The following is a 21,573-nucleotide window of genomic DNA, read 5'->3' on the forward strand; positions in this document are numbered from 1 at the left end:
ACTCCGGGAGCCGGCGCTGCGCCGGCCAAGGTGTTGGGTGGTCTCCGGCACCGCCGTCCTGGCGCGCGCCGCTGAAATTGCCGGAGCGGGCGATCCTTCCCGTTCCGCGAAACCGTGCATCCTGCCTCAGATGCGCGGTCGCTGCAGCCGCCGACATCGTCGGGGGCCGCAAGAATCGATCAATCGCGCACGCGCTGCGGCTGTCCGAACCCCAGACCGACGATACGCGCGGCAAGTTCCGGCGCGGCCGAAGCCTGCAGCGGGCCGACCCGCAAACGCCAGACTTTCTGGCCGTTGGAGGCGTTGCCGTCGAGCAGGCGGGCGGCGCCGATGCCGGCCCCGCGCAGCATGGTCAGGGCCCGGTCGGCGTTGCTGCGCGCCGAGAAACTGGCGACCTGCAGGGTCACGTCGCTGGCGCTGGGCGCGGCATTGCCTTCGACCGCGGCGGCGACTACGGCCGCGGCCTTGGACGGGCTCGGCGGCGGCGGCGCGGCGGCGGGCGCCGGCAGGGTCGCGGCCGACGCCGCGGCCACCGCGGTCGCGGGCGGCAGCTTGCCGGCCTTCTTCGCCGCCTTCTGCGCGGCGGCCAGGGCGCGGACCTGTTCCTTCTGCTGCTTGGCCATGGCGCGCTGTTCGGCCCGGCTCAGCGGCTTCGGCGTGGCGATCTCGGCGCCCTTGCCGGTGGCGACGCGGACCTGGCGCGACTTCATCCAGGTGTCGAATTCGTCGGCCGTCATCGACTTGCCGTTCTGCATCATGTCGAAGCGATAGTCGTTGCCCGGCAGCAGTTTGCCGCCGCCCGACGCCGCGGGGGCCTTGGAAGCGACGGCCGTGGCCGGCTTGGGCGCCGCAGCGGAAGCCACGGGCTGGCCGGTCGCGACCGTGGTCCTGACCGGAGCGGCAACCGGCGTCGAGGCCGGGCTGGCCGGCTTGCCGGTGGCGATGCGCACCCCCGGCGGCAGTTCGCCCGCGTTGGCGCTGCCGATCGGCATCGCCGAGACCAGCCGGTCGATCGCCGACGGCGGGTTCGGTTTGACCGCGGCCGGCGGCGGATTGTTGGCGGCGCTGGCGTACACCGGCGGCGCGGCGTCGCCCGGATGCAGGGCGCGCACCTCGACCCGGCCGGTGCCGCGCTGGGTGATGCCGAGCTTGACCGCGGCGGCGTAGCTGAGGTCGATCACCCGGCCGTCGTGGAACGGGCCGCGGTCGTTGACGCGCACGGTGACCGACTTGCCGTTGTCGAGGTTGGTGACGCGGGCGAAGCTAGGCAGCGGCAGCGACTTGTGCGCGGCGGTGAAGGCGTACATGTCGTACACCTCCAGGTTGGAGGTTCGCCGGCCGTGGAATTTCTGACCGTAGTAGGAGGCCAGGCCGCGCTCGACGTAGTCCTCGTGCGAATCGAGCACCTTGTAGCTCTTGCCGAGCACCTTGTACGGCGAGCGGTTGCCGAACTGCGAGCGCGGCTCGGCGACGACTTCGGGTTCGGGGATCGCATCGACGTCGGGAACGTAGTCCGGGGTGGTGTCGGACACGCCCGGCGCGTACAGGCCGCCGGCCTTGTAGTTGCCGCGCTTGCTGAGGTCTTCCTGGGCCGGCGCGTACGGCGACTTCTTGCGGCCGCCCTGCGACTGCGCCGAAGGCAGGCCGCTGGCGTGGACGCGGTCGCGTTCCGGCAGGGCCAGGGCTTCGGAGGAATTTTTCTTGGGTGCGCCGGCGCAGGCGGCCAGGGCCAGCGGCAGGACGGCGGCGGCCAGCCGCGCGATCAGCGCGATCGGCGGCCGCTTCGTGCCCGGCCCGCTCATGCCTGCGGTGCCTTGGCTGCGGGGGCGGTGGCCGCAGGGACCTTGCCTGCAGGGACATTGCCTGCAGGGCCGGCGGGCTGGGCCAATGCGGCAGGCGGTGTCGCGATATGGGTGGCCAAGGGATTCTCCCGTCCGGCGATCGCCTCGGCCAGCTGGTACACCGCCATCGCGTAATGCTTGGAGATGTTGTAGCGGGTGATCGCGTAGAAGTTGCGGAAACCGAGCCAATATTCGGGACCGTTGACGCCGTCGAGGTTTAGCAGCGTCGCGGTCTCGGTCGGCGCCACCGTGCCCAGCGGACGATAGCCGCGCGCGGCCAGGTCGCTGAGCGAATACACCGGGTCCATGCTGTCGGGGACGAAGTCCTGCGCGGTGGCGTCGCGATTGGCGCGCACCGTCACCGGGCCGCCGCGCACCCAGCCGCCCTTCTTGACGAAGTAGTTGGCGACCGAGAAGAACACGTCGTCCAGGTCGGTGAACAGATCGCGTTTGCCGTCGGCGTTGCCGTCGACCGCGAACTCGCGATAGCTCGACGGCATGAACTGGCCCCAGCCCATCGCCCCGGCGTAACTGCCGGTCAGGGTGGTGATGTCGATCCGCTCTTCCTTGCCGAGCGCGAACAACTGCGCCAGCTCGCCGCGGAAGAAGGCCTCGCGGCGATTCTCGCGATCGGCCTTGGCCGGGTCGCCGGTGCGCGGATAGGCGAACGCCAGGGTGTACAGCGCGTCGACCACCGAGTACTTGCCGGTGTTCTTGCCGAAGCTGGTTTCCACGCCGATGATCGAGACGATGATCTCGGCCGGCACCCCGGTCGCGGCTTCGACCCGCGCCAGTTGTGCGCGATGTTCGGCCAGGAAGGCCTGGCCGCCGTCGATGCGGGCCTGGGTGATGAAGATCGGGCGGTAGTCCCGCCACGGCTTGGCTTCGGCCGGCCGTGCCATCGCCGCGACGATGCCCTCGCGGATCTGCGCCTTCGCCAGCACCGATTCGATATAGGCCGGATCGACGCCGTAGCGGCTGGCGGTATCGCGTACGAACTCGGCGCGCGCCTGCGCCAGCGGCATCGGCTTGACCGGGTCCGGCAATGCCGGCGTGCCGACGACCGGCGTCGGCGCGGCGACCGGGGCCGGCGGTTTCGGCGCCGGGGCGGGCGCGAGGGTAGACGTCGGGATCGGCGGCGTCTGCGTGGCGCAGGCAGCCAGGGCGATCGTGAGTGCGCAAAACAAGGCGCGACGGGCAGTTTGGCGTCGGGTCATCGCGGCGAGGTTAGCACGCGAAAGCGGAGCAAAAAACCTTGGGTTTGCGGGACTTAACCGATTTTATTCATGTCAGGTTGTCGATGCGGAAGCGGCTGGGCCGGGGCGATGGCGCCGCCCGGCAGGTCGTCATCAACATGAACAGCACTCGTCGCAGCCGCCTTCGCAGACCGAACCCGCCGCTTACCCTGCCCCGCTTCGTCCGAGGGCGTTGCCGATAGTGAGGTGCAACGCCGGTTGCGGCTCGCGCGCCAGGCCGAGCTCCTCGCGCAGGTCCAGCAGCGCGGGGCAGCGCACCGCACACCAGACATAGCCGTCGGTCTCGCGTGCATCCGGGTCGTAGTCGAACGCGATCGCCGCACCGTCCAGGCGTTTCCAGGCCGCCGGCTTCGGCGGCGCCTCGCCGCGGATCACCGAGACATGCGTCCCCCACAACGGCGCCTGCAGGCTGCGGGTGCGATGGTGAGCGAGCCAGAACTGCCGGCGCAGGTAGCGGCCGAGCTCGGGGTCGCCGTCCACGATCAGCCACCACAGCGTGCTGCCGCCATCGCGGCGGGCATGGCCGCCGCGGCCGAGCGGCGGGCTGTAGCGCAGGGTGCCGGTGGAAGGTAGCCAGAGCGACGACATGCGAACGACCGCGGAGACAGGCCTCAAACTCGCCCGATTCCGCTTGGCGATCAACCCCGCCGGATGACGCGGCAAGGCCTTTCATCGAGCCCCGCTCAGGCCGCCGCGCGCCTGCCGCCAAGCGCGGTCTTGATCATCATCCCGCCGAGTTCCTTGACCAGCTTCGCCGCGACCAGCGCGGTGAGGTTGGAGATGTCGCACGACGGGTTGTACTCGACGATGTCGCCGGCCACGATCGGCTGGCGGATGCCGTGCAGCAGATCGATCACCTGGCGCGGCGAGGCGCCGCCCGGCTCGCGGTGCGATACGCCAGGCGCATACGCCGGGTCCAACCCGTCGAGGTCGATCGACACGTACACGGGCGTGTCCAGGTCCAGGCGCAGGCCGTCGCGCCAGTCCGCCGCCTCGATCACTTCCACGCCGAACCGCTCGAATTGGGCGCGATGCTCGTCGTTGACGGTGCGCAGCCCGACCTGGATCAGCCGATCCGCCAGGCCTTCCTCCATGATCCGCGCGAACGGCGAAGCGTGCGAACGTGGGTTGCCCTGATAGGCGTCGTACAGATCGGCATGCGCGTCGATGTGCACGATGGTCAGGCGTGGCTGGCGGCGCCGCACCGCGCGCAGGATCGGATGGGTGATGGCATGGTCGCCGCCCAGGCACAGCAGCGGGCCGCCCTGAGCCAGTGCGCGTCCGACGCCCTGCTCGATCACTTCCCAGGCATCGGCAACGCCGTCGAAATGCAGGTCGCCGCAATCGATCAGCCGCCCGGCCTCGCCGAAATCGATGCCGGTTTCGCTGCGGATGCTGTAGGCATCGCAGTGCAGTTCGCGGCGGATCAGCGGCGGCGCCGCGGCCGTGCCTTTGAGGTAGGAAGAGTTGTCGTCGTTGGGGATGCCGAGCAGCGAAAGCGCGATCATGTCGGTGTACTCGCGAACAGGAAGACGGAACGGTCCGCCGCCATGCGCGGCGGTCGGATGCGATGCAGGGGCGGCCTCAGCCGTCGAACAGTTCGTAGGCCAGCGCGCGCGCCGGAGCGCCGCCGTTGGCCGCCGACGCCGGACACGCCGACAGGGCGACCGCCAGATCCATTTCGGCGCGCAGCACGATCGCATCGCCGGCCCGCGAACGCGGCGGCGCGATGCGCAGGCGCCCGTCGGCTTCGATTTCGACGTTCATGAACAGATTGAACGACGTCGGCAACGGCTCCGGCATCAGTCCGAGCGAACGCAAGCCGGCGCACAAGTTGTCGTGACAGTTGGGGCGATCGCCGACCGCGCCGTACTGCATTCGGTACATCGGCGCGCTGCAGGCCGCGTACAGGAAATCGTGGCGGCCGACGTCGTCCTCGACAATGCGCAGCATCGGCCGGCTCAGGTCCGACCACAACACCGCGCCGGCCGACAGCCGAAGGCTGCCGCCGTAGTCGAAGCTGCGCCCGTTCGACAGGCGCTCGCGGCCGTCGGCCGAATAGGCGACCGGGTCGCCGCTCTGCCCGCCTTCGCTGTCGACGACGCGCAGGCACCGGCCGCGCTGCAAGCGCAGGCCCATGCCGCTCGCCGCTGCGATCCGCTGCCGTTCGATCATGCCGCGCCTCCTCCGAACACCGCCGCGACCTTAGCCCGCAGATTTGCGCAGGTCTACTTCGCAAATCTCAAGATAGTTGTAAGATTTTCTTCATGTTCGACTTGGCCCGACTTCACCTGCTGCGCGAGCTCGCCCACCGCGGCACCATGACCGCGGTGGCGCAGGCCTGCGGCATGACCTCGTCGGCGGTGTCGCAGCAATTGGCGACTCTGGAGCGCGAAGCGCGCGTCGCGCTGTTCGAACCGATCGGCCGCCGCGTGCAGCTGACCGCCGAAGGCAAGCGGCTGGCCGCCCACGCCGAATTGATCCTGCAAGCAGTCGAAGCCGCGGCGCTGGACCTGCGCGGCGCCGATCAGCGCCCGCAAGGCGAATTGCAGGTCGCCTGCTTCGCCAGCTATGCCAAGCGTCACCTGCTGCCGGCGATCCTGCGCATACGCGAACGCCATCCGGACCTGCGCGTGGTGGTGCGCGAACTCGAATCGCCCGACGCGATCGCAGCGGTGCGCGACGGCCGCTGCCACCTCGCCCTGACCTTCGCCTACAACCTGGTGCCGCGGCCCGACCTCGCCGGCCTCGACGCACGGCCGCTGCTGGAAGAACCGGTGATGCTGGCGCTGCCGCCGCACTGGCGACGCAGCCGAGGCACGGTCGCGCTGCAACGGCTCGCGCAGGAAGACTGGATCGTCGGCTCGCGCCAGAGCGACGACGGCCTGCTCGCCGAACGCGCTTGCGCCGCGGCCGGCTTCGCCCCGCGGATCAGCCACACCGTCGACGACTACGACCTGATGCTGCGGATGATCGCCGCCGGCCTGGGGATCGGCTTCATCCCACGACTGGGCCTGGACTTCCCGAGCGCCGGCGCGGTGGCGGTGCGCACCGCCGCCGGCGCGCCGCTCAGCCGGCGCATCCAGGCGCTGACGCGTCCCGCATCGACCGCGACGCCGAACGTGCGCGCGTTGCTGGCGGAACTGTCGGCCGGGGCGAAAACGAGCGTGTGAGCATTGGGTAAAGCCGAGCGCCCGAGCCCCAAGGTGCGCGACTGCCGATATCAACCGCGATTGAAGAACGACGCCTGCAGCAAACGCATCCCCGCCAACACCTGCGCCACGCGTTCCTCTGACAGAACCCCGATGCGCTCGCCCAGGCGCGTCTTGTAGATCGACGACACCTGCGAAACGATCACCACACTTTGTTTGAGCAAGCCGCCTTCGCCCGGTTCCAGCAACACGTTGCCCGGCTCGCTGACCCGCCCGATGTTGGAGCTCAAGGCGCATACCACGACGGTGCTGATCCGCGAGTTGTTGAACAGATCGTCCTGCACCACGAGGTGCGGATGCGGGACGCCCGGCACCGAGCCCCGGAACGGGTCCGGCGGCAACCAGAACAGGTCGCCGCGGTTCACGGTGCCGCGGAAGACGCTGAGGTAAGCCTGTTCTTCTCTGTCCACGAAACGTCATTGCCGCTTACTTCGACGCCGCAGACTACCTTCAATCCTTCCGGACCGGCATCTTCCAATCTGCCAGACCGGCCAACCGAGGAGTCCCGAGCGAGGACGCAACCCTATCCAGGCCAACCTTCCTGCGTCCTATCTCGACGCCGGAAACTGCCATAGACTCCAGTCGCCAGCCCGGACCTGCCGCTACCCACCGAGGAGCAAGCGCATGATTGATGGCAAGCGACTCGTCGATCTGCTCGGACACTCCTCCGCCCAGGCCAGCCTGACCCGGTACCTCACCGGCGCCGGCATGATCGAGCGGCCGCAAGGCCCGGACGTGGTCCAGTACCTCGACTTCGACGACCTCGGCCTGGCCTTGATCTTCACCGTGGCGGACGTCTATCGCGAGGAGATCGGAGAGCCGCGCGACGACGGCCACTGGATCCTCAGCGGCATCCATTTCTACAACCGCCACCAGAACGGCCAGAACGACAAGTTCGCCGGCGTGTTGCCGTACGGCCTGAACTTCGAGTTCAACCGGGTCCGGACCGCGGCGGCCCTGGGCACCCCGATCGTCGACGAAGAGGACGACGGCTACGTCATGAACACCTTCCGGGCCGACGACGAAATCGTCGTCATCACCTCGACCGCCGTCGACCACGGCGAGGCGCTGTGGTTCAAAGTCGAGAAGATCGACAAATTCCACCGGGAACGCGGCGACGTCTGATTGTCCGGAAGCTGCGGGCTTTTCCGGTCGACCGGACAAATTCAGTAAGCGGTGTCCGATCCTGCCGTCGGCTCACGTTCCGCCTGTTAGGCCCTCCCTCGGCCTCAGGAGCTTCAAATGGCAACGGTACCGAAGAAGGTCGCAGAACGGCTCGTCGCCGGGCTTAAGCGCTATCAGCCGATATTGGCGGCCGCCCGGGCGCGCGACGTCGGGGAGGCCGATACGGTCACGATCATCAAGGACATGCTGGCCGACGTCTTCGGATACGACAAATACTCGGATGTGACTTCCGAGCATTCGATCCGGGGCACGTTCTGCGATCTGGCGATCAAGATCGACAACCAACTTCAGACCTTGATCGAAGTGAAGGCCATCGGCCTTGAGCTGAAAGATCAGCACGTCAAACAAGCCATCGATTACGCAGCAAACCAGGGTGTCGACTGGGTCCTGCTCACCAACGGGATTACCTGGCGCGTCTATCGACTTACGTTCTCCAAGCCGATCGACCAGGAACTTGTCCTGGAAATCGACTTCTGCGCGTTGAATCCGCGGACCGAGCGGGATATCGAGCTGCTCCACCTCTGGTGCAAGGAGGGCTGGCAACGATCGGTACTGGGCGAGTACCACACGCAGCGCCAGGCGCTGTCGCGCTTCTTCGTGGGCGCAATGCTTCAGGCCGACAGCGTCCTCGATGTGATACGGCGCGAGCTTCGTCGGCTGTCGCCGGACGTGCGGATCGATTCGGAACAGATCAAGGCGGTGCTGGTCAACGAAGTCATCAAGCGCGAGGTCCTCGAAGGCGAGAAGGCCGAGGAGGCTCGAAAGAAGATAGCGAAGGCGGCGAAAACAGTGCTCCGCGCGGCTCCCGCCAGACCTGCAAAGAGCAACCAGCCCATCGAGAACGGCGACATCGCAATTAACGATTGACCGCCGGCCCAGAGGGATGAGTCGAGAAGACGTGCCCTTCTCGATATGCTGCCGTGGAATTGTCCTGGGCGGTGGCTCGGCATTGGCGGTCCACGACCCGCGCGGCCGTTTGAGGCCGTGCTTGGCTCAGCTCATCGTCCGCCATGCACCGGCCGGTGCGCGCGCACCGCCATCACCACGCCGAGGCCGGCCAGCAGGGATACCGCCGAGGTGCCGCCGTAGCTCAGCAGCGGCATCGGCACGCCGACCACCGGCAGCAGGCCGGAGATCATGCCGCCGTTGACGATGACGTAGACGAAGAAGGCCAGGCCCAGGGCGCCCGCGATCAATCGCGAATAGCCGTCGCGGGCGTCGGCGGCGATCCACAGGCAGCGCCCGACCACGAACAGGTACAGGGCCAGCACCACGATCACGCCGGTCCAGCCGAACTCTTCGCTGAGCACGGCGAAGATGAAGTCGGTGGTGTGCTCGGGCAGGTAGTTGAGGTGCGACTGCGAGCCTTGCAGCCAGCCCTTGCCGGTCATGCCGCCGGCGCCGATCGCGATCTTCGACTGGATGATGTTCCAGCCGGTGCCGAGCGGATCGGTCTCGGGGTTGAGGAAGGTCAGGATGCGGTCTTTCTGGTAGGGCCGCAGCAGCCAGAACCAGGCCACCGGCGCGGTCGCGGCGACCGCGCCGAATGCGGCGCCGAACCACCACCACGGCAGGCCGGCCAGATACAGGGCGAAGGCGCCGCTGATGCCGACCAGCATCGCGGTGCCGAAGTCGGGCTGGAGCAGGATCAGCGCGGTCGGCGCGCCGATCAGCGCCCCGGCGACCAGCACGGTCTTGAGCTTCGGCGGCAGCGCTTCGCGGTTGAGGTACCACGCGACCATCATCGGCAGGCTCAGCTTGAGCAGCTCGGCCGGCTGGAAATAAAACACCTTGAGGTCGATCCAGTGCCGGCCGTGCTTGCCGGTGCCGATCACCAGCACCAGCAGCAGCGGAATCATCGACAGCGCGTAGATCAGCGGCGTCCAGTTGCGCAGTTGCGACGGCGGCATGCGCGACAGGCCCCACATCGCCAGCAGGCCGACGCCGAAGCGCGAACCCTGCGCGATCACCATGCGCATCGAATGCTCGCCGGCGCTGTACAGCACCGCCAGGCCGATCGCCATCAGCGCCAGCAAGGCGGCCAACATCATCAGGTCGAGGGTGCGGGTGAAGCGCTGCGCCAGATCCCATAGATAACGCAGGATCACTCTCATCGCCGCGGCTCCGCCGCCGGCGCGACCGGGGGCGCGGGCCCGGGCGCGACGGGCGCGGCATCGGGCTCGCCGGAGGCGTCGCCAGCGTCGTCGGCCGCGTCCGGCGCGGCCTCGGCCGGCGCCTGCGGCAAATGCGGGCGCAGCAGCGGCCGGCGCTCGAGCACCTGCGGCGCGCGACCCGGCTGCGCGGCCACCAGCGCGTTCGCCGCGGCCACGCTTTCGGCCCAGGCGCCGTTGACCGCGACCGGCACGACCCTGGGTTCGCTCTCCGCGGCCGCCGCCGGCTCGACCGGGGGCGCGGCATCGGCCGCGGCCAGCTTCGGCACCGTCGGCGCGTCGTTCTTGCCCGGCAAGGGCTCGGGCATCTTGCCGAGCAGCCAGGCGTCGAAAATCTTGCGCGCGATCGGCGCGGCGGTGCTGCCGCCGTAGCCGCCGTGCTCGACCACCACCGCGACCGCGATGGTCGGATTTTCGGCCGGCGCATAGCCGACGAACAAGGCCTGATGGCGCAGGTGCAGCGGCAGCGAATGCGGATTCATGCTGACGTTGCCCTTGCGGCTGATCTTCTGCGCGGTGCCGGTCTTGCCGGCCATGCGGTACGGCGCGCCGCGTTCCATCACCCGCGCGGTGCCGCGCGCGCCGTGGATGGTCGAGATCATGCCTTCCTGCACCGCGCGCAGGTGCGCGGGGTTGTCGGTGATCAGGGTCGGCGCGGCGACCTGCTTGGGCAGCCACGGCGCTTCGTAGCCGGTGCGGCTCTCGCGCACCAGGTGCAGTTGCCGCAGGCGGCCGCCGTTGGCGATCGCCGCGGTGCCGCGCGCGAGTTGCAGCGCGGTCACCACCCAATAGCCTTGGCCGATGCCGGCGATGACGGTCTCGCCCGGGTACCAGCCTTCCTTGCTGCGCTTGGCCTTCCACTGCGGCGAGGGCAGGATGCCGACGTTCTCGCCCGCCAGGTCGATCCCGGTCTTCTGGCCGAAGCCGTAGCGGGTCATGTACTCGTCGAAGCGGGCGATGCCCATCTCCAGCGCGAGCTTGTAGTAGTAGGTGTTGACCGACTGGGCGATCGACTCGCGCAGGTCGACCCAGCCGTGGCCGCCGCCGTGCGAATCGCGATAGCCGCGCTTCTGCCCGGGGATATGGAACTCGCCGGTGGACAGGGTGCGGTCTTCGGCGCGGCGCAGGCCGCTGTCGAGGCCGGCCAGGGCGACGAACGGCTTCATGGTCGAGCCCGGTGGGCCGCCGCCGAGCACGTTGCGGTTGAACTGCGGCCGCGAGGGATTGCCCGACAGCGCCTTGTAGTCGGCGCTGGAAATGCCGTTGACGAAAAGATTGGTGTCGTAGCTCGGCAGGCTGACCATCGCCAGCACTTCGCCGGTGCGCGGGTCGACCGCGACCGCCGAGCCGTCCATGTCGCCGAAGGCGGTGACCATGGCCTGCTGCAGGTCCATGTCGATGCTCAGGCGCAGATCGGCGCCGGGCTTGGCCGGGACGTAGCCGACCTGGCGGATCGGCCGGCCGTCGACGTTGGTCTCGATCTGCTCGTAGCCGATCTGGCCGCGCAACTGTTCGTCGTAGAACCGCTCCAGGCCGGTCTTGCCGGTGTGGGTCAGCACGCCGGCGTTCTGGCCCATCGCCTCCTCGTCCTTGGCGTCGATGCGCCCGACATAGCCGATCACGTGCGCGAACAAGTCGCCGTAGGGATAGCGGCGGTTGAGGTAGGACACCAGCTCGACGCCGGGGAAGCGCCAGCGGTCGACCGCGAACGCGGCGACCTCTTCGTCGCTGACCCGCATCTTCAGCACGATAGGCTTGAAGCCGCGGGTGGCTTTGCGCTCGCTCTCGAAGCGCGCGATTTCCTCGGGCGTCAGCGCCACCACCTGCGCCAGCTGCGGAAGCCAGACCTTGCTATCGCCGGCTTCGCTGGGAGTGACTTCGATCCGGAACGCGGGCACGTTGTCGGCGAGGATGCGGCCCTGGCGGTCGTAGATCAGCCCGCGCCCCGGCACCACCGGGCGCAGCTTGACCCGGTTGGCCTCCGAGCGCATGGCGTAATCGTCGTGCTGCCAGACCTGCAGGCGGAAGTACCAGAAGCCCAGGCCGATCACCCCGAGCAGGACGAAGGCGAAGGCGATCGCGGCGCGGGCGCGGAACTGGTCCGCCTCGGCGGCGGCGTTCTTGAGCACGCGTTTCTTGATCGGGCTGCGGCGCGGGCCCATCAACGCCTCCGCCAACTGCCCAGACGCAGGGCGTCGAGCAGCAGGAAGATCAGCGGCCACAGCAGCATGCCGGCCAGCGGCGACAGCCAGAACGCCGTCGGCAGCGCCGGCTCGCGCAGGACCACGTGGATCGCCGAGCTGACGATGCGGTCGTTGAGCATCAGGCCGCCGACCGCGAGGGCTTGCTGCGACAGCGGGAAGAACCGCAGTCGCGCGCGGAAGCGCTGCAGGATGAAGGCCATCACCACCAGGCGCAGGGCCTGTTCGCCGAGCAAGCCGTCCGAGACCAGATCGCCGGCCAGGCCGACCAGGAAGGCGAAGCCGAGGCCCACCCGGTCGGGGTCTTCGATCACCCAGTAGGCCAGGACCAGACCGAGCCAGTACGGCCGCAGCGGCAGCAACAGCTGCGGCAAGGGCAGCAGGCTCAGGGTCAGTGCGGCGATCAGGCTGACCGGCAACACCCAGTGGTGGCGGGCGCGGGTCATCGGTCGTCTCCGGCGACGGGTGCGGTCGGTGCGGTGGACGGCGGGCGACTGGCCGGCGCACGCACGGCCGGCGCCTGTGCCGGCGTGCGGGCTGGCGGCGCGGCGGTGCGGGCCGCCCGATCGGTACCGTTGCCGGTGCCTGCGGGCGTGCCGGTGGCCGTGTTCGGCGCCGCGGCGTTAGCGGATGCCGCCTCGGCGGCACCGGCGGGCGCGCGGCCGGTCTCAGGCATCGCCGGCTGGTTGTCGAACTGGCTGGCGTCGGCCGGCGTCGGCGGCAACGACAGCAGCACCAGCACTTCGCGGCCGCGGTCGAGCTGGGCGGCCGGGCGCACCTCGCCGACCAGGAAGGCGCGGCTGTCGTCGGGGCGCAGCGCGGTGATGGTGCCGACCGGGAAGCCGGACGGGAACCGCCCGCCCAGGCCCGAAGTCACCAGCACGTCGCCGATCCGCACGTCGCTCGACAAGGGCACGCTGCGCAGGGTCAGGCTGTCGCTGCGGCCTTCGCCGTAAGCGACCAGGCGCACGCCGTTGCGCGCTACCGCGACCGGCACCGCGTGCGAGGCGTCGGTGATCAGCAGCACGCTGGCGTGCAAAGGGGTGATGCCGGTGATCTGGCCGAGCAGGCCGCCGGCGTCGATCACGCTCTGGCCGACCCGGACCCGCTCGCGGCTGCCGGCGTCGAGCACCAGCCGCTGCCGGGTCGGGTCGAGGTCGATATCGAGGATCGGCGCCAGCACCACGTCCAGGTTGCCGCGCTCGGCCGCTTCGAGCAGGCCGCGCAGGCGCTGGTTGTCGGCCGCGACCGATTGCAGCCGCGCCATCCGCGCCTGGTTGACCAGGGCTTCGTTGCGCAGGCGGCGGTTCTCGTCGGTGAGCTGGCTCATGGTGCCGGCGTCGTCGCTGACGCGCTCGACCAGGCGCCCGGGCCATCCGGCCACCGCCCACAGCGGCGCCACGAACAGTGCGGTCTGCTTGCGCGCCTGGTTGAGCCAACCGCCGCGGTGGTCGAGCACGATCAGGATCAGCGCCAGAGCCAGGTACGCCAGCAGGCGCAGCGTGTCGGCGACTTCGCCGCTACGGGCTGCGGTGGGTGGACCGGCATAGGGAGGCATTGGCGGCCGGGACTCGGGGCTCGGGACTCAGGACTCGGAAGTGCGGCTGCCGCGATCGGCCGCTGCGCACACCGAGCGTTCAATGGCAGCCATCGCAAACAAACCAATCGACGGGCGAGGCAACGGGACAGCGGGCCTTGCGAACGCCGAGTCCCGATGCCCCAGTCCCGGCTTCACTCGGGCGCGAAGAACTCGTTGCCGTGCATGTCGACCAGTTCCAGCGCGCGGCCGCCGCCACGGGCGACGCAGGTCAGCGGATCGTCGGCGACCTGCACGTGCAGGCCGGTTTCCTCGCTGATCAGCCGGTCCAGGTCGCGCAGCAGCGCGCCGCCGCCGGTCAGGACGATGCCGCGCTCGGCGACGTCGGCGCACAGTTCCGGCGGGGTCTGCTCCAGCGCCAGGCGGATCGCCGAGACGATGCCGGCCAGCGGCTCGCGCAGCGCTTCGAGCACTTCGTTGGAGTTGATCTTGATCATCTTCGGCACGCCCTCGGCGAGGTTGCGGCCGGAGACCTCGATGGTCGTGGCGCGCTCCTGCGGGTAGGCGCAGCCGATCTCGAGCTTGATGCGCTCGGCGGTGGCTTCGCCGATCAGGGTGCCGTAGGTGCGGCGCACGTAGTTGATGATCGCCTCGTCGAAGCGGTCGCCGCCGATCCGGACCGAAGCCGAGTAGACGATGCCGTTGAGCGCGATCACCGCCACTTCGGTGGTGCCGCCGCCGACGTCGACCACCATCGAGCCGCGCGCCTCGGTCACCGGCATGCCGGCGCCGATCGCCGCGGCCATCGGTTCCTCGATCAGGTAGACCTCGCGGGCGCCGGCCTCCTCGGCCGATTCCTTGATCGCGCGGCGCTCGACCTGGGTCGAGCCGCAGGGCACGCAGACCAGCACCCGCGGGCTCGGGCGCAGGAACCGCGACTTGTGCACCTTGCGGATGAAATGCTTGAGCATTTCCTCGGTGTAGGTGAAGTCGGCGATGACGCCGTCCTTCATCGGCCGGATCGTGGTGATGTGCCCCGGGGTGCGGCCGAGCATCTGCTTGGCCTCGCCGCCGACCGCCGCCACGGTCCGGTTTCCGCCGATCAGCCGGTCCTGGCGCACTGCGACCACGGACGGCTCGTTCAGGACAATCCCTTGCCCGCGCACATAAATAAGTGTGTTGGCCGTGCCCAGGTCGATGGACAGGTCATTGGAGAACATGCCGCGAAACTTCTTGAACATCGGGGGATTGGGCCGTCAAAAGTAGGGGCGGAGTGGGGGCGTTAGCCTAGCAACCGCCCCCCCTGCGAGCAAGGAAAATCAACGGTTTCGAGCGAACTGGGCCATTCAGGAGCGGGCCCGGACACCCTGGGGATAACCCTGGGCCGGGGGCTCCTTCGAGCCTCCCGGCCACCCCGGACCGACCCGCCCGGGACCCGGTCGAGGGCGACCCGGGCCGGGCCCGGCATCCTGCCCGCCCCCGGACTCGGGGCACCGGCCGAGCGGGTCGCAGGCTCCCCGAAAGCACATTAGGAACTGGCCGCGCGCAGCCTCAGCCGCTACCCTACGCCGCCGGCCGGTGATGGACCGCCGCGCTTTTCTATTTCTTATTGGGGTGAACATGTCTGCGCTGATCTGCGGCTCACTGGCTTACGACACCATCATGGTGTTTCCGGACCAGTTCAAGAACCACATCCTGCCGGACAAGGTTCATATCTTGAACGTGTCGTTCCTGGTGCCGCGCATGCGCCGCGAGTTCGGCGGTTGCGCGGGCAACATCGCCTACAACCTCAAGCTGCTCGGCGGCGATCCGATCCCGATGGCGACCGTCGGCCAGGACTTCGGTCCCTATCGCGAGTGGTTCGTCGACCAGAAGATTCGCCTCGACCACGTCAAGGAAATCCCGGAGCTGTTCACGCCGCAGGCGTTCATCACCACCGACCACGACAACAACCAGATCACCGCCTTCCATCCCGGCGCGATGATGCGTTCCTACGAGAACCACGTGCGCGACGTGAAGGACGTGAGCTTCGGCATCGTCAGCCCCGACGGCCGCGAAGGCATGCTGCAGAACGCGACCGAGTTCGCCGAAGCCGGCATTCCCTTCATCTTCGATCCGGGCCAGGCGATGCCGTTGTTCAACGGCGAAGAACTGCGCCATTTCATCGAGCAGGCCGACTACGTCACCGTCAACGACTACGAGTCCAACCTGCTGCAGGAACGCACCGGCTGGAGCGAGAAGGACATCGTGCAGCGGGTCAAGGCCTACATCACCACCCGCGGCCCGCACGGCTCGCAGATCCACACGCCCGAGAAGAGCTACGACATCCCGCCGGCGCACGAGCGCCGCGTGACCGACCCGACCGGCTGCGGCGACGCCTTCCGCGCCGGCCTGATCTTCGGCATCGAGAAGGGTTACGACTGGCTGACCGTCGGCCGCATGAGCAACCTGATGGGCGCGCTGAAAGTCGAACACCCCGGCACTCAGAACCAGCGCTTCGACTACGACGAATTCGCCGAGCAGTTCCGCCAGCAGTTCGGGTATGCGCTTTAAGGTTGGGGCTCGGGGATCGGGGTGCGGGACTCGGGACTCGGGATTCGGGATTCGGACTCGGGGTTCGGGGTTCGGGGTTCGGGGTTCGGGGTTCGGGGTTCGGGGTTCGGGAATTGTTGAACGGTTCTCCGTGATCTGACCCAGCCTTTGCCGCATTCGACACGGAAATCCCGGCCCAGGCCGGGATTTTTCGTTTCCGCATCGACTCCCTCTGCACGTTCTCGCTGCCTGTGTCGGAGCGACGTAAGTCGCGACCCAAGATCGCCGCTCCCACCCGGGTAGGAGCGGCGCAAGCCGCGACACGCATCCGCAGCCACGGCGCCAATGCGAGGTCGCAGTCGCGACTCACGTCGCTCCTACAGGGGATCGCACGCGGGCTTAGAGGTTCCGCTTCCCTGCTCTCTCCAGGCTTGTGTAGGAGCGACGTAAGTCGCGACCCAAGATCGCCGCTCCCACCCGGGTAGGAGCGGCGCAAGCCGCGACACGCAACTGCTGCAACGACGCCAATGCGAGGTCGCAGTCGCGACTCACGTCGCTCCTACAGGGGATCGCACGCAGGCTTAGAGGCTCCGCTTCCCTGCTCTCTCCAGGCTTGTGTAGAGCGACGTAAGTCGCGACCCAAGATCGCCGCGCACCCACCCGGGTAGGAGCGGCGCAAGCCGCGACACGCATCCGCAGCCACGGCGCCAATGCGAGGTCGCAGTCGCGACTCACGTCGCTCCTACAGGGGATCGCACGCGGGCTTAGAGGTTCCGCTTCCCTGCTCTCTCCAGGCTTGTGTAGGAGCGAGGTAAGTCGCGACCCAAGATTGCCCCGCGCCACCCGGGTAGGAGCGGCGCAAGCCGCGGCACGCAACTGCAGCAACGACGCCAATGCGAGGTCGCAGTCGCGACTCGCGTCGCTCCTACAGGGGATCGCACGCGGGCTTAGAGGCTCCGCTTCCCTGCTCTCTCCAGGCTTGTGTAGGAGCGACGTAAGTCGCGACCCAAGATTGCCGCGCACCACCCGGGTAGGAGCGGCGCAAGCCGCGACGCGCAACTGCAGCAACGACGTCAATGCGAGGTCGCAGTCGCTACCGACGTCGCCCTAGCCTCAGGGCGACAACGCGGGTTGATTGCGCCAACGCTCGAACGCGGCCTGGTCGGCGGCATACACGTTGAGATCCACCGGACCGACGATGCCGTCGACACGGGCGCGGTTGTGGTACTGCCATAGCGCCCAAGCCGCGCGCGTGTCAGGCGCGCGGACGATCGAGCGGCGCCAAAGCGCGCGCTTCGGCAACGACTCGCGATAGGCGTCGAAGAATTCGGGCGTGACATACAGCAACGCCGGCTTCGCATAGGCGCGCTCGACCCCGGCGAGGAAAGCGTCGAGCTCGACGCGCATCGCCACGCCGTCCGGGCGCGCGCCGCAGTTGCCGCCGAATTCCAGGTCGACCGCCGGCGGCAAGGCGTCGGTCTCGACCGGCACGGCGGCGATGAAGTTGCGCGCCTGCTCGGCGCCGCTACGGCAGAAGGTGAAGAAGTGATAGGCGCCGGTCGCGATCCCGGCCGCACGCGACGCACGCCAATTCGCCGCAAACAGACGGTCGCGATGGTCGCCGCCTTCGCTGGCCTTGAGGTAGGCGAATGCGACGTCGTCGCGCGCCACCGCGGTCCAATCGATCTCGCCCTGATGATGCGACACGTCGATGCCACGCAAGGGATAGCGCTCGCGGTCGGGCTGCCAATGCAGGAAACCCCACCATCCAACTGCGGCCACAGCGGCAGCCAACAATGCCGATGCCGACAACCAGGCGAGCAGCTTCTTGAGGCGCCTCATGCGGGTGCTTGGGACGGGACCACTGATTATTTCCAACCCGGCAGCTTGTCCTGCTTCAATCCGCCGACGTCGAAGCTCGCCGTGCGGGTGCCGCCGGCCTTGACCGGGAATTCGATGGTCAGCTCCTTGGCCTGGCCGATGCCGCGCCAAAGCGCGCGCTCGTCTTCGACGAACATCGCGATGGCCTCGTCGGTCTTGGGACGGCTGCCGGCCATGGTCTTGATTTTGCCGTCGAAGCCGATCTTGAGCTTGCAGCCGCCATAGCAGTCGAAGTCGCCGACCTGCAGCACGAGGTAGCTGCTGCGCCCCCAGTCGGGGTGATCGCGGAAGATCAGCTGCACCGGGCGCGGCGTCTTGCCGTCGGTTTCGACGTTGGCGCGGGCGTAGATCGAAGCCGACAGCTGCGTGCCGGATTTGCCCTTCGCGGTCTTGACCGGCGTGCTCATATACGACCACAGCGATTCGACGCGGCGCTGCTCGCGCACTTCCTTGGCCTTGGCCTGGGCTTCTTCGTAGAGAGGACGCACGCGGTCGGCGGTCGGCGTGCCGGGGTATTTCGAGGTCACGATCTCGCCGTGGGCCGCGGCCATTTCCCAGTTCTTCTGCCCGTAGGCGGTATCGAATTCCTTCGCCGCCGCGGCGGCGGCCTGTTCCTGCTGCGCGGCCTTGGCCGCTTCGGCGATCTTCGGATCGGGCTGCTTGCAGGCGGCCAGCGCGATCGCGGCGGCGAGGAGCATGGTGGCGTAGCGAAGCGTCATCGCGGCGTTCCCTTGGCTATCAGTTGATCCACGGCCTCGGCGACCGCGTCGGGTTGTTCCATCACCGACATGTGGCCGCAGCCGTCCAGCAATACCCGTTGCGCCTGCGGCAGTTTCGCCGCGAACAGCTCCAGGGCGCTGGCGTCGATGACCGCGTCCTGCCGGCACCATAGCAGCAGCGCAGGCTGGCGGATGCCGGCGGCTTCGTCGCCGGGCAGGAACCGCTCGTCGCCGCGGCCGATCTTGTCGAGCACGGATTGCTCGAACGCCGCGTCGCGCTTGCGGCGGTCGATATAGATGCCGTCGGCCGGCCACGGAATGACCGGCTTGGCCCGTTCGTCGTAGAACAGGATGCCGAGGTAATGCTTGAGGCTGGCGGCGTCGCTGACCGCGAACGGGTTCTTGCCTTCGAGCACTTCGCGGCCGAACACGTTGTCCTTGAAGCGCACGCCGGCCGAATTGAACAAGGCCACGCGGTCGACGTCCGCGGGATGGCGCGCGGCGGTCAGGGCGACGATGGCGCCGCCCATCGAATGGCCGAGCAACACCACCTGGCTGCCCGGCTTGCGCGCGACCTGCTCGACGAAGCGCGCGACGCGGTCGCTCTGGGCGACGAAGCCATAGTCGGCGCCGGCCTTGCGCTCGCTTTCGCCCCAACCCGGCAGGTCCGGGACGAACAATCGATAGCGGCCGCGCAGCCGCTGCGCGAGCGGATACCAGTTTTCCTTGCCGCCGGTGAAGCCGTGCACCATCACCACGGTCGGCGCGTCCGCCGGCGCTTCGTCGTTGTAGGCGTAGACCCAGCGGTGGTCGTCGATCTGCGCGGCGCTGCGGCCCAATCCGGCGACGATGCGCTGGCGCGCGTAATCGCCGAGCACCACGCGGTAGGGATCGCGCCACAGCCACGCCAATAGCGCGCCCGTCAAGACGGCCGCCACCAGGGCGACCGTCTTGAGCAGGCGAGGCAGGCTCATGCGCTCGCGCTTACTTCGCCGCGGCCGGCGGCGCGGACTTGGCCTTGGCGATCACCGCCTCGACCGAAGCGGTCGTGATCGGGTGATAGCCGGGCCTGGCCTTGGCGAAGGTGTCCTCGGCCAGCTTCAGGCCCTCGGGCGTTTTCGCCAGTTCGCCGTAGGTCGGCATGATCAGCTTGCGACGGCCGATCTTCTGCAGGAAAGCGGCGATTGCCGCATCGGCCTGGCGATAGCCGCTGCGCACCGCGAGCGGATACCAGCGCTGGGCGATCTCGCCGTTCGGGGTACCGGTGAAGTGATAAGCGGCGTCGAGCGCGGCGAGCTGCTCGACCTTGAGCGTTTCCGGCATGCCCTCGATGAAGTGGACCCATTCCTGGGTGCTCCACTTCGCGGTCAGCGCCTGGTCCGGCAAGGTGCCGGTCTCGGTCCAGGCCTTGCGTGCGGCGTCGACCGCGTCGAAGCGCGGCGACTGGGTGGCGGGCGCCGACTTCGGGATGCCCGGGCCGTAGATCCATTCCTCCAGTTCGGCCTCGCTGACCTTGCCCGGATGCTTGGCGAGCAGGTTGGCCTTGGCGTATTCGACGAACTTGGTGGTCGGGATGCTCTGGAAAGCGAAGTGGTCGAAGTAGCCGCGCAGGAAGGGGTCGAACACCTCGCGGCCGTAGCGCTGTTCGAGGAACTGCAGGAACCAGGCGCCCTTGGTGTAGACGGTCGCGCTGCTGGCCTCGTCCGGGTCCTTCAGCGTGCCCGGCTTCAACGCCAGTGCCTGCAGCTTGGGATCGATGGTCTTGAACTCGGCGGCGAGTTCGTTGCGGCCGATCACGTTCTCCATGTCGGAACGCTCCTTGCCGTACAGCGCCTCGACGATGCGGTTTTCGACGTAGCTGGTGAAGCCTTCGTTGAGCCAGCCGTCCTTGCTGCTGGAGAAGGTGACCAAGTTGCCCGACCAGCTGTGCGCGAGTTCGTGCGCGACCAGCGACACCAGCGACTTGTCGCCGACGATCACGGTCGGGGTGGCGAAAGTCAGGCGCGGGTTCTCCATGCCGCCGTAGGGGAACGACGGCGGCAGCACCAGGATGTCGTAGCGCTCCCACCGGTAAGGGCCGTACAACCGTTCGGTGGTCTCCATCATCTTTTCGGTGTCTGCGAACTCGGTCGCCGCCTTCTTCACCATCGCCGGCTCGGCCCACACGCCGGCGCGGTTGGAGATCGGCTGGAACACCAGGTCGCCGGCCGCGATCGCGAGCAGGTACGAGGGGATCTTCTGCGGCATCTTGAAGCTGTAGTCGCCGTCGCGCGGGGCCTTGGGATCGTTGTCGGCGCTCATCAGCACCATCGCGTCCTTCGGCCCGGTGACGTGGGCGGTGTAGGTGAAGCGCACGCTCGGCGTGTCCTGCAGCGGCACCCACGAACGCGCGTGGATCTGCTGCGACTGGCTGAACATGAAGGGTGTCTTCTTGCCCTCGGTCATCGACGGTTCGAGCCATTGCAGGCCCGAGGCGTTCGGCGAGGTGACATAGCTGACGCGCACGCGCTTGCTGCGTTCGGGCACCTCGATGGTCAGCTTGCTGCCGAGGGTCTTGTCGGCTTCGGCGAGGGCGAACTTGAGGTCGACCCACTTGCCGTCGCTGCGCTCGCCGACGACTTTTTCGATCGTCAGGTCGCGGCTGTCGAGCACCAGCTGGGTGGCCTTGGGATCGGTCCAGTCGAGGGTGTAGGTGGCGCTGCCGGTCAGGGTCTTGCTGGCGAAGTCGACCGCGAGTTGCAGGGCCAGATCGTCGATGCGGACCAGATCGGGCTGGGCGTAGGAATGCTCGTCGCGGTCGGCCGCGGCAGCGGTGTCGTTCACTTTGGCCTCCGGCGTCGCCGCGGGCGGGGTGGAGTCGGCGGCGGTGGGCGCGGCATCGCGCGAGCAGCCGGCGGCGGCGGTCAGGGCCGCGACAAGGCAAACGGTCAGGATCGAATAACGCATGAAAGGTCCACGGACGACGGGTCGAGCGCCCGAGTTTAGCGCCTCGGCCATGGCCCGGCATGGTGCACTGCGTCGCCGCGCTTGGCGGCTGG

The 21,573-nt window shown here is 68.5% G+C and carries 18 protein-coding genes and 1 pseudogene; 4 read left to right on the top strand and 15 right to left on the bottom strand.

The window, feature by feature from the left end; all coding sequences use genetic code 11:
* Positions 1 to 179 precede the first annotated feature (179 nt).
* From AC6CH2_RS05445 to AC6CH2_RS05465, 5 genes and pseudogenes are all read right to left on the bottom strand, one after another.
* Positions 180 to 1,802: a septal ring lytic transglycosylase RlpA family protein gene (locus AC6CH2_RS05445; protein ID WP_498268304.1), complete on the bottom strand. Its 1,623-nt coding sequence runs from the start codon at positions 1,800 to 1,802 to the stop codon at positions 180 to 182.
* A 113-nt stretch (positions 1,803 to 1,915) separates the two neighbouring features.
* A pseudogene (mltB, locus tag AC6CH2_RS05450) lies at positions 1,916 to 3,058 on the bottom strand (lytic murein transglycosylase B); the annotation flags it as partial.
* A 183-nt stretch (positions 3,059 to 3,241) separates the two neighbouring features.
* On the bottom strand, positions 3,242 to 3,685 hold the full coding sequence (locus AC6CH2_RS05455) for a hypothetical protein (RefSeq protein ID WP_498268305.1): 444 nt from the start codon (positions 3,683 to 3,685) through the stop codon (positions 3,242 to 3,244).
* Between the two features lie 95 nt (positions 3,686 to 3,780).
* The gene (locus AC6CH2_RS05460; protein WP_498268306.1) at positions 3,781 to 4,605 is read right to left on the bottom strand and encodes an agmatinase family protein; all 825 of its coding nucleotides are present in this window, start codon (positions 4,603 to 4,605) and stop codon (positions 3,781 to 3,783) included.
* A 76-nt stretch (positions 4,606 to 4,681) separates the two neighbouring features.
* Positions 4,682 to 5,272 carry a DUF1989 domain-containing protein gene (locus AC6CH2_RS05465; protein ID WP_498268307.1) on the bottom strand — a complete coding sequence of 197 codons (591 nt, stop codon included), beginning with the start codon at positions 5,270 to 5,272 and terminating at the stop codon, positions 4,682 to 4,684.
* Between the two features lie 92 nt (positions 5,273 to 5,364).
* On the opposite strand from AC6CH2_RS05465, the gene AC6CH2_RS05470 reads away from it, so the two are divergent.
* Complete coding sequence (locus AC6CH2_RS05470; RefSeq protein WP_498268308.1) at positions 5,365 to 6,270, top strand: LysR family transcriptional regulator; 906 nt, start codon at positions 5,365 to 5,367, stop codon at positions 6,268 to 6,270.
* Between the two features lie 50 nt (positions 6,271 to 6,320).
* Here the strand turns inward: AC6CH2_RS05470 and AC6CH2_RS05475 are convergent, their stop codons facing one another.
* Positions 6,321 to 6,719, bottom strand: coding sequence for a type II toxin-antitoxin system PemK/MazF family toxin (locus AC6CH2_RS05475; RefSeq protein WP_498268309.1), 399 nt, complete (start codon positions 6,717 to 6,719; stop codon positions 6,321 to 6,323).
* 214 nt (positions 6,720 to 6,933) lie between these two features.
* On the opposite strand from AC6CH2_RS05475, the gene AC6CH2_RS05480 reads away from it, so the two are divergent.
* Positions 6,934 to 7,434 (top strand): hypothetical protein, encoded by a 501-nt coding sequence (locus AC6CH2_RS05480; protein ID WP_498268310.1) that lies wholly within the window; start codon positions 6,934 to 6,936, stop codon positions 7,432 to 7,434.
* 117 nt (positions 7,435 to 7,551) lie between these two features.
* Positions 7,552 to 8,361, top strand: coding sequence for a type I restriction enzyme HsdR N-terminal domain-containing protein (locus tag AC6CH2_RS05485; RefSeq protein WP_498268311.1), 810 nt, complete (start codon positions 7,552 to 7,554; stop codon positions 8,359 to 8,361).
* 131 nt (positions 8,362 to 8,492) lie between these two features.
* On the opposite strand, the gene rodA is transcribed toward AC6CH2_RS05485, so the two are convergent.
* From rodA to AC6CH2_RS05510, 5 genes are all read right to left on the bottom strand, one after another.
* Positions 8,493 to 9,608, bottom strand: coding sequence for a rod shape-determining protein RodA (gene rodA, locus AC6CH2_RS05490; protein WP_498268312.1), 1,116 nt, complete (start codon positions 9,606 to 9,608; stop codon positions 8,493 to 8,495).
* Positions 9,605 to 11,827 (bottom strand): penicillin-binding protein 2, encoded by a 2,223-nt coding sequence (mrdA, locus tag AC6CH2_RS05495; RefSeq protein WP_498268313.1) that lies wholly within the window; start codon positions 11,825 to 11,827, stop codon positions 9,605 to 9,607. Before mrdA ends, rodA begins: the two co-directional genes overlap by 4 nt.
* Positions 11,827 to 12,312: a rod shape-determining protein MreD gene (mreD, locus tag AC6CH2_RS05500; RefSeq protein WP_435397404.1), complete on the bottom strand. Its 486-nt coding sequence runs from the start codon at positions 12,310 to 12,312 to the stop codon at positions 11,827 to 11,829. Before mreD ends, mrdA begins: the two co-directional genes overlap by 1 nt.
* Entirely contained in the window at positions 12,309 to 13,424 is a 1,116-nt protein-coding gene (gene mreC / locus AC6CH2_RS05505; protein WP_498268314.1) for a rod shape-determining protein MreC, read from the bottom strand. The genes mreD and mreC overlap by 4 nt, the downstream gene beginning before the upstream one ends.
* 173 nt (positions 13,425 to 13,597) lie before the next feature.
* Positions 13,598 to 14,644 carry a rod shape-determining protein gene (locus AC6CH2_RS05510; protein ID WP_031372079.1) on the bottom strand — a complete coding sequence of 349 codons (1,047 nt, stop codon included), beginning with the start codon at positions 14,642 to 14,644 and terminating at the stop codon, positions 13,598 to 13,600.
* Positions 14,645 to 15,023: 379 nt separating this feature from the next.
* Between AC6CH2_RS05510 and AC6CH2_RS05515 the strand changes: the two genes are divergently transcribed.
* Positions 15,024 to 15,956, top strand: coding sequence for a carbohydrate kinase family protein (locus tag AC6CH2_RS05515; RefSeq protein WP_435397129.1), 933 nt, complete (start codon positions 15,024 to 15,026; stop codon positions 15,954 to 15,956).
* Positions 15,957 to 17,048: 1,092 nt separating this feature from the next.
* Here AC6CH2_RS05515 and AC6CH2_RS05520 read toward each other — a convergent pair.
* The 4 genes from AC6CH2_RS05520 to AC6CH2_RS05535 are packed head-to-tail and all read right to left on the bottom strand — an operon-like array spanning position 17,049 to position 21,481.
* Positions 17,049 to 17,777, bottom strand: coding sequence for a GH25 family lysozyme (locus AC6CH2_RS05520; RefSeq protein ID WP_498268315.1), 729 nt, complete (start codon positions 17,775 to 17,777; stop codon positions 17,049 to 17,051).
* A 26-nt stretch (positions 17,778 to 17,803) separates the two neighbouring features.
* Positions 17,804 to 18,535, bottom strand: coding sequence for a hypothetical protein (locus tag AC6CH2_RS05525; RefSeq protein WP_498268316.1), 732 nt, complete (start codon positions 18,533 to 18,535; stop codon positions 17,804 to 17,806).
* On the bottom strand, positions 18,532 to 19,509 hold the full coding sequence (locus tag AC6CH2_RS05530; protein ID WP_498268317.1) for an alpha/beta fold hydrolase: 978 nt from the start codon (positions 19,507 to 19,509) through the stop codon (positions 18,532 to 18,534). Before AC6CH2_RS05530 ends, AC6CH2_RS05525 begins: the two co-directional genes overlap by 4 nt.
* 10 nt (positions 19,510 to 19,519) lie before the next feature.
* The gene (locus AC6CH2_RS05535; RefSeq protein WP_498268318.1) at positions 19,520 to 21,481 is read right to left on the bottom strand and encodes a M1 family metallopeptidase; all 1,962 of its coding nucleotides are present in this window, start codon (positions 21,479 to 21,481) and stop codon (positions 19,520 to 19,522) included.
* Between the last annotated feature and the right edge of the window lie 92 nt (positions 21,482 to 21,573).

This window comes from Lysobacter sp. GQ73 (genome assembly GCF_059758755.1).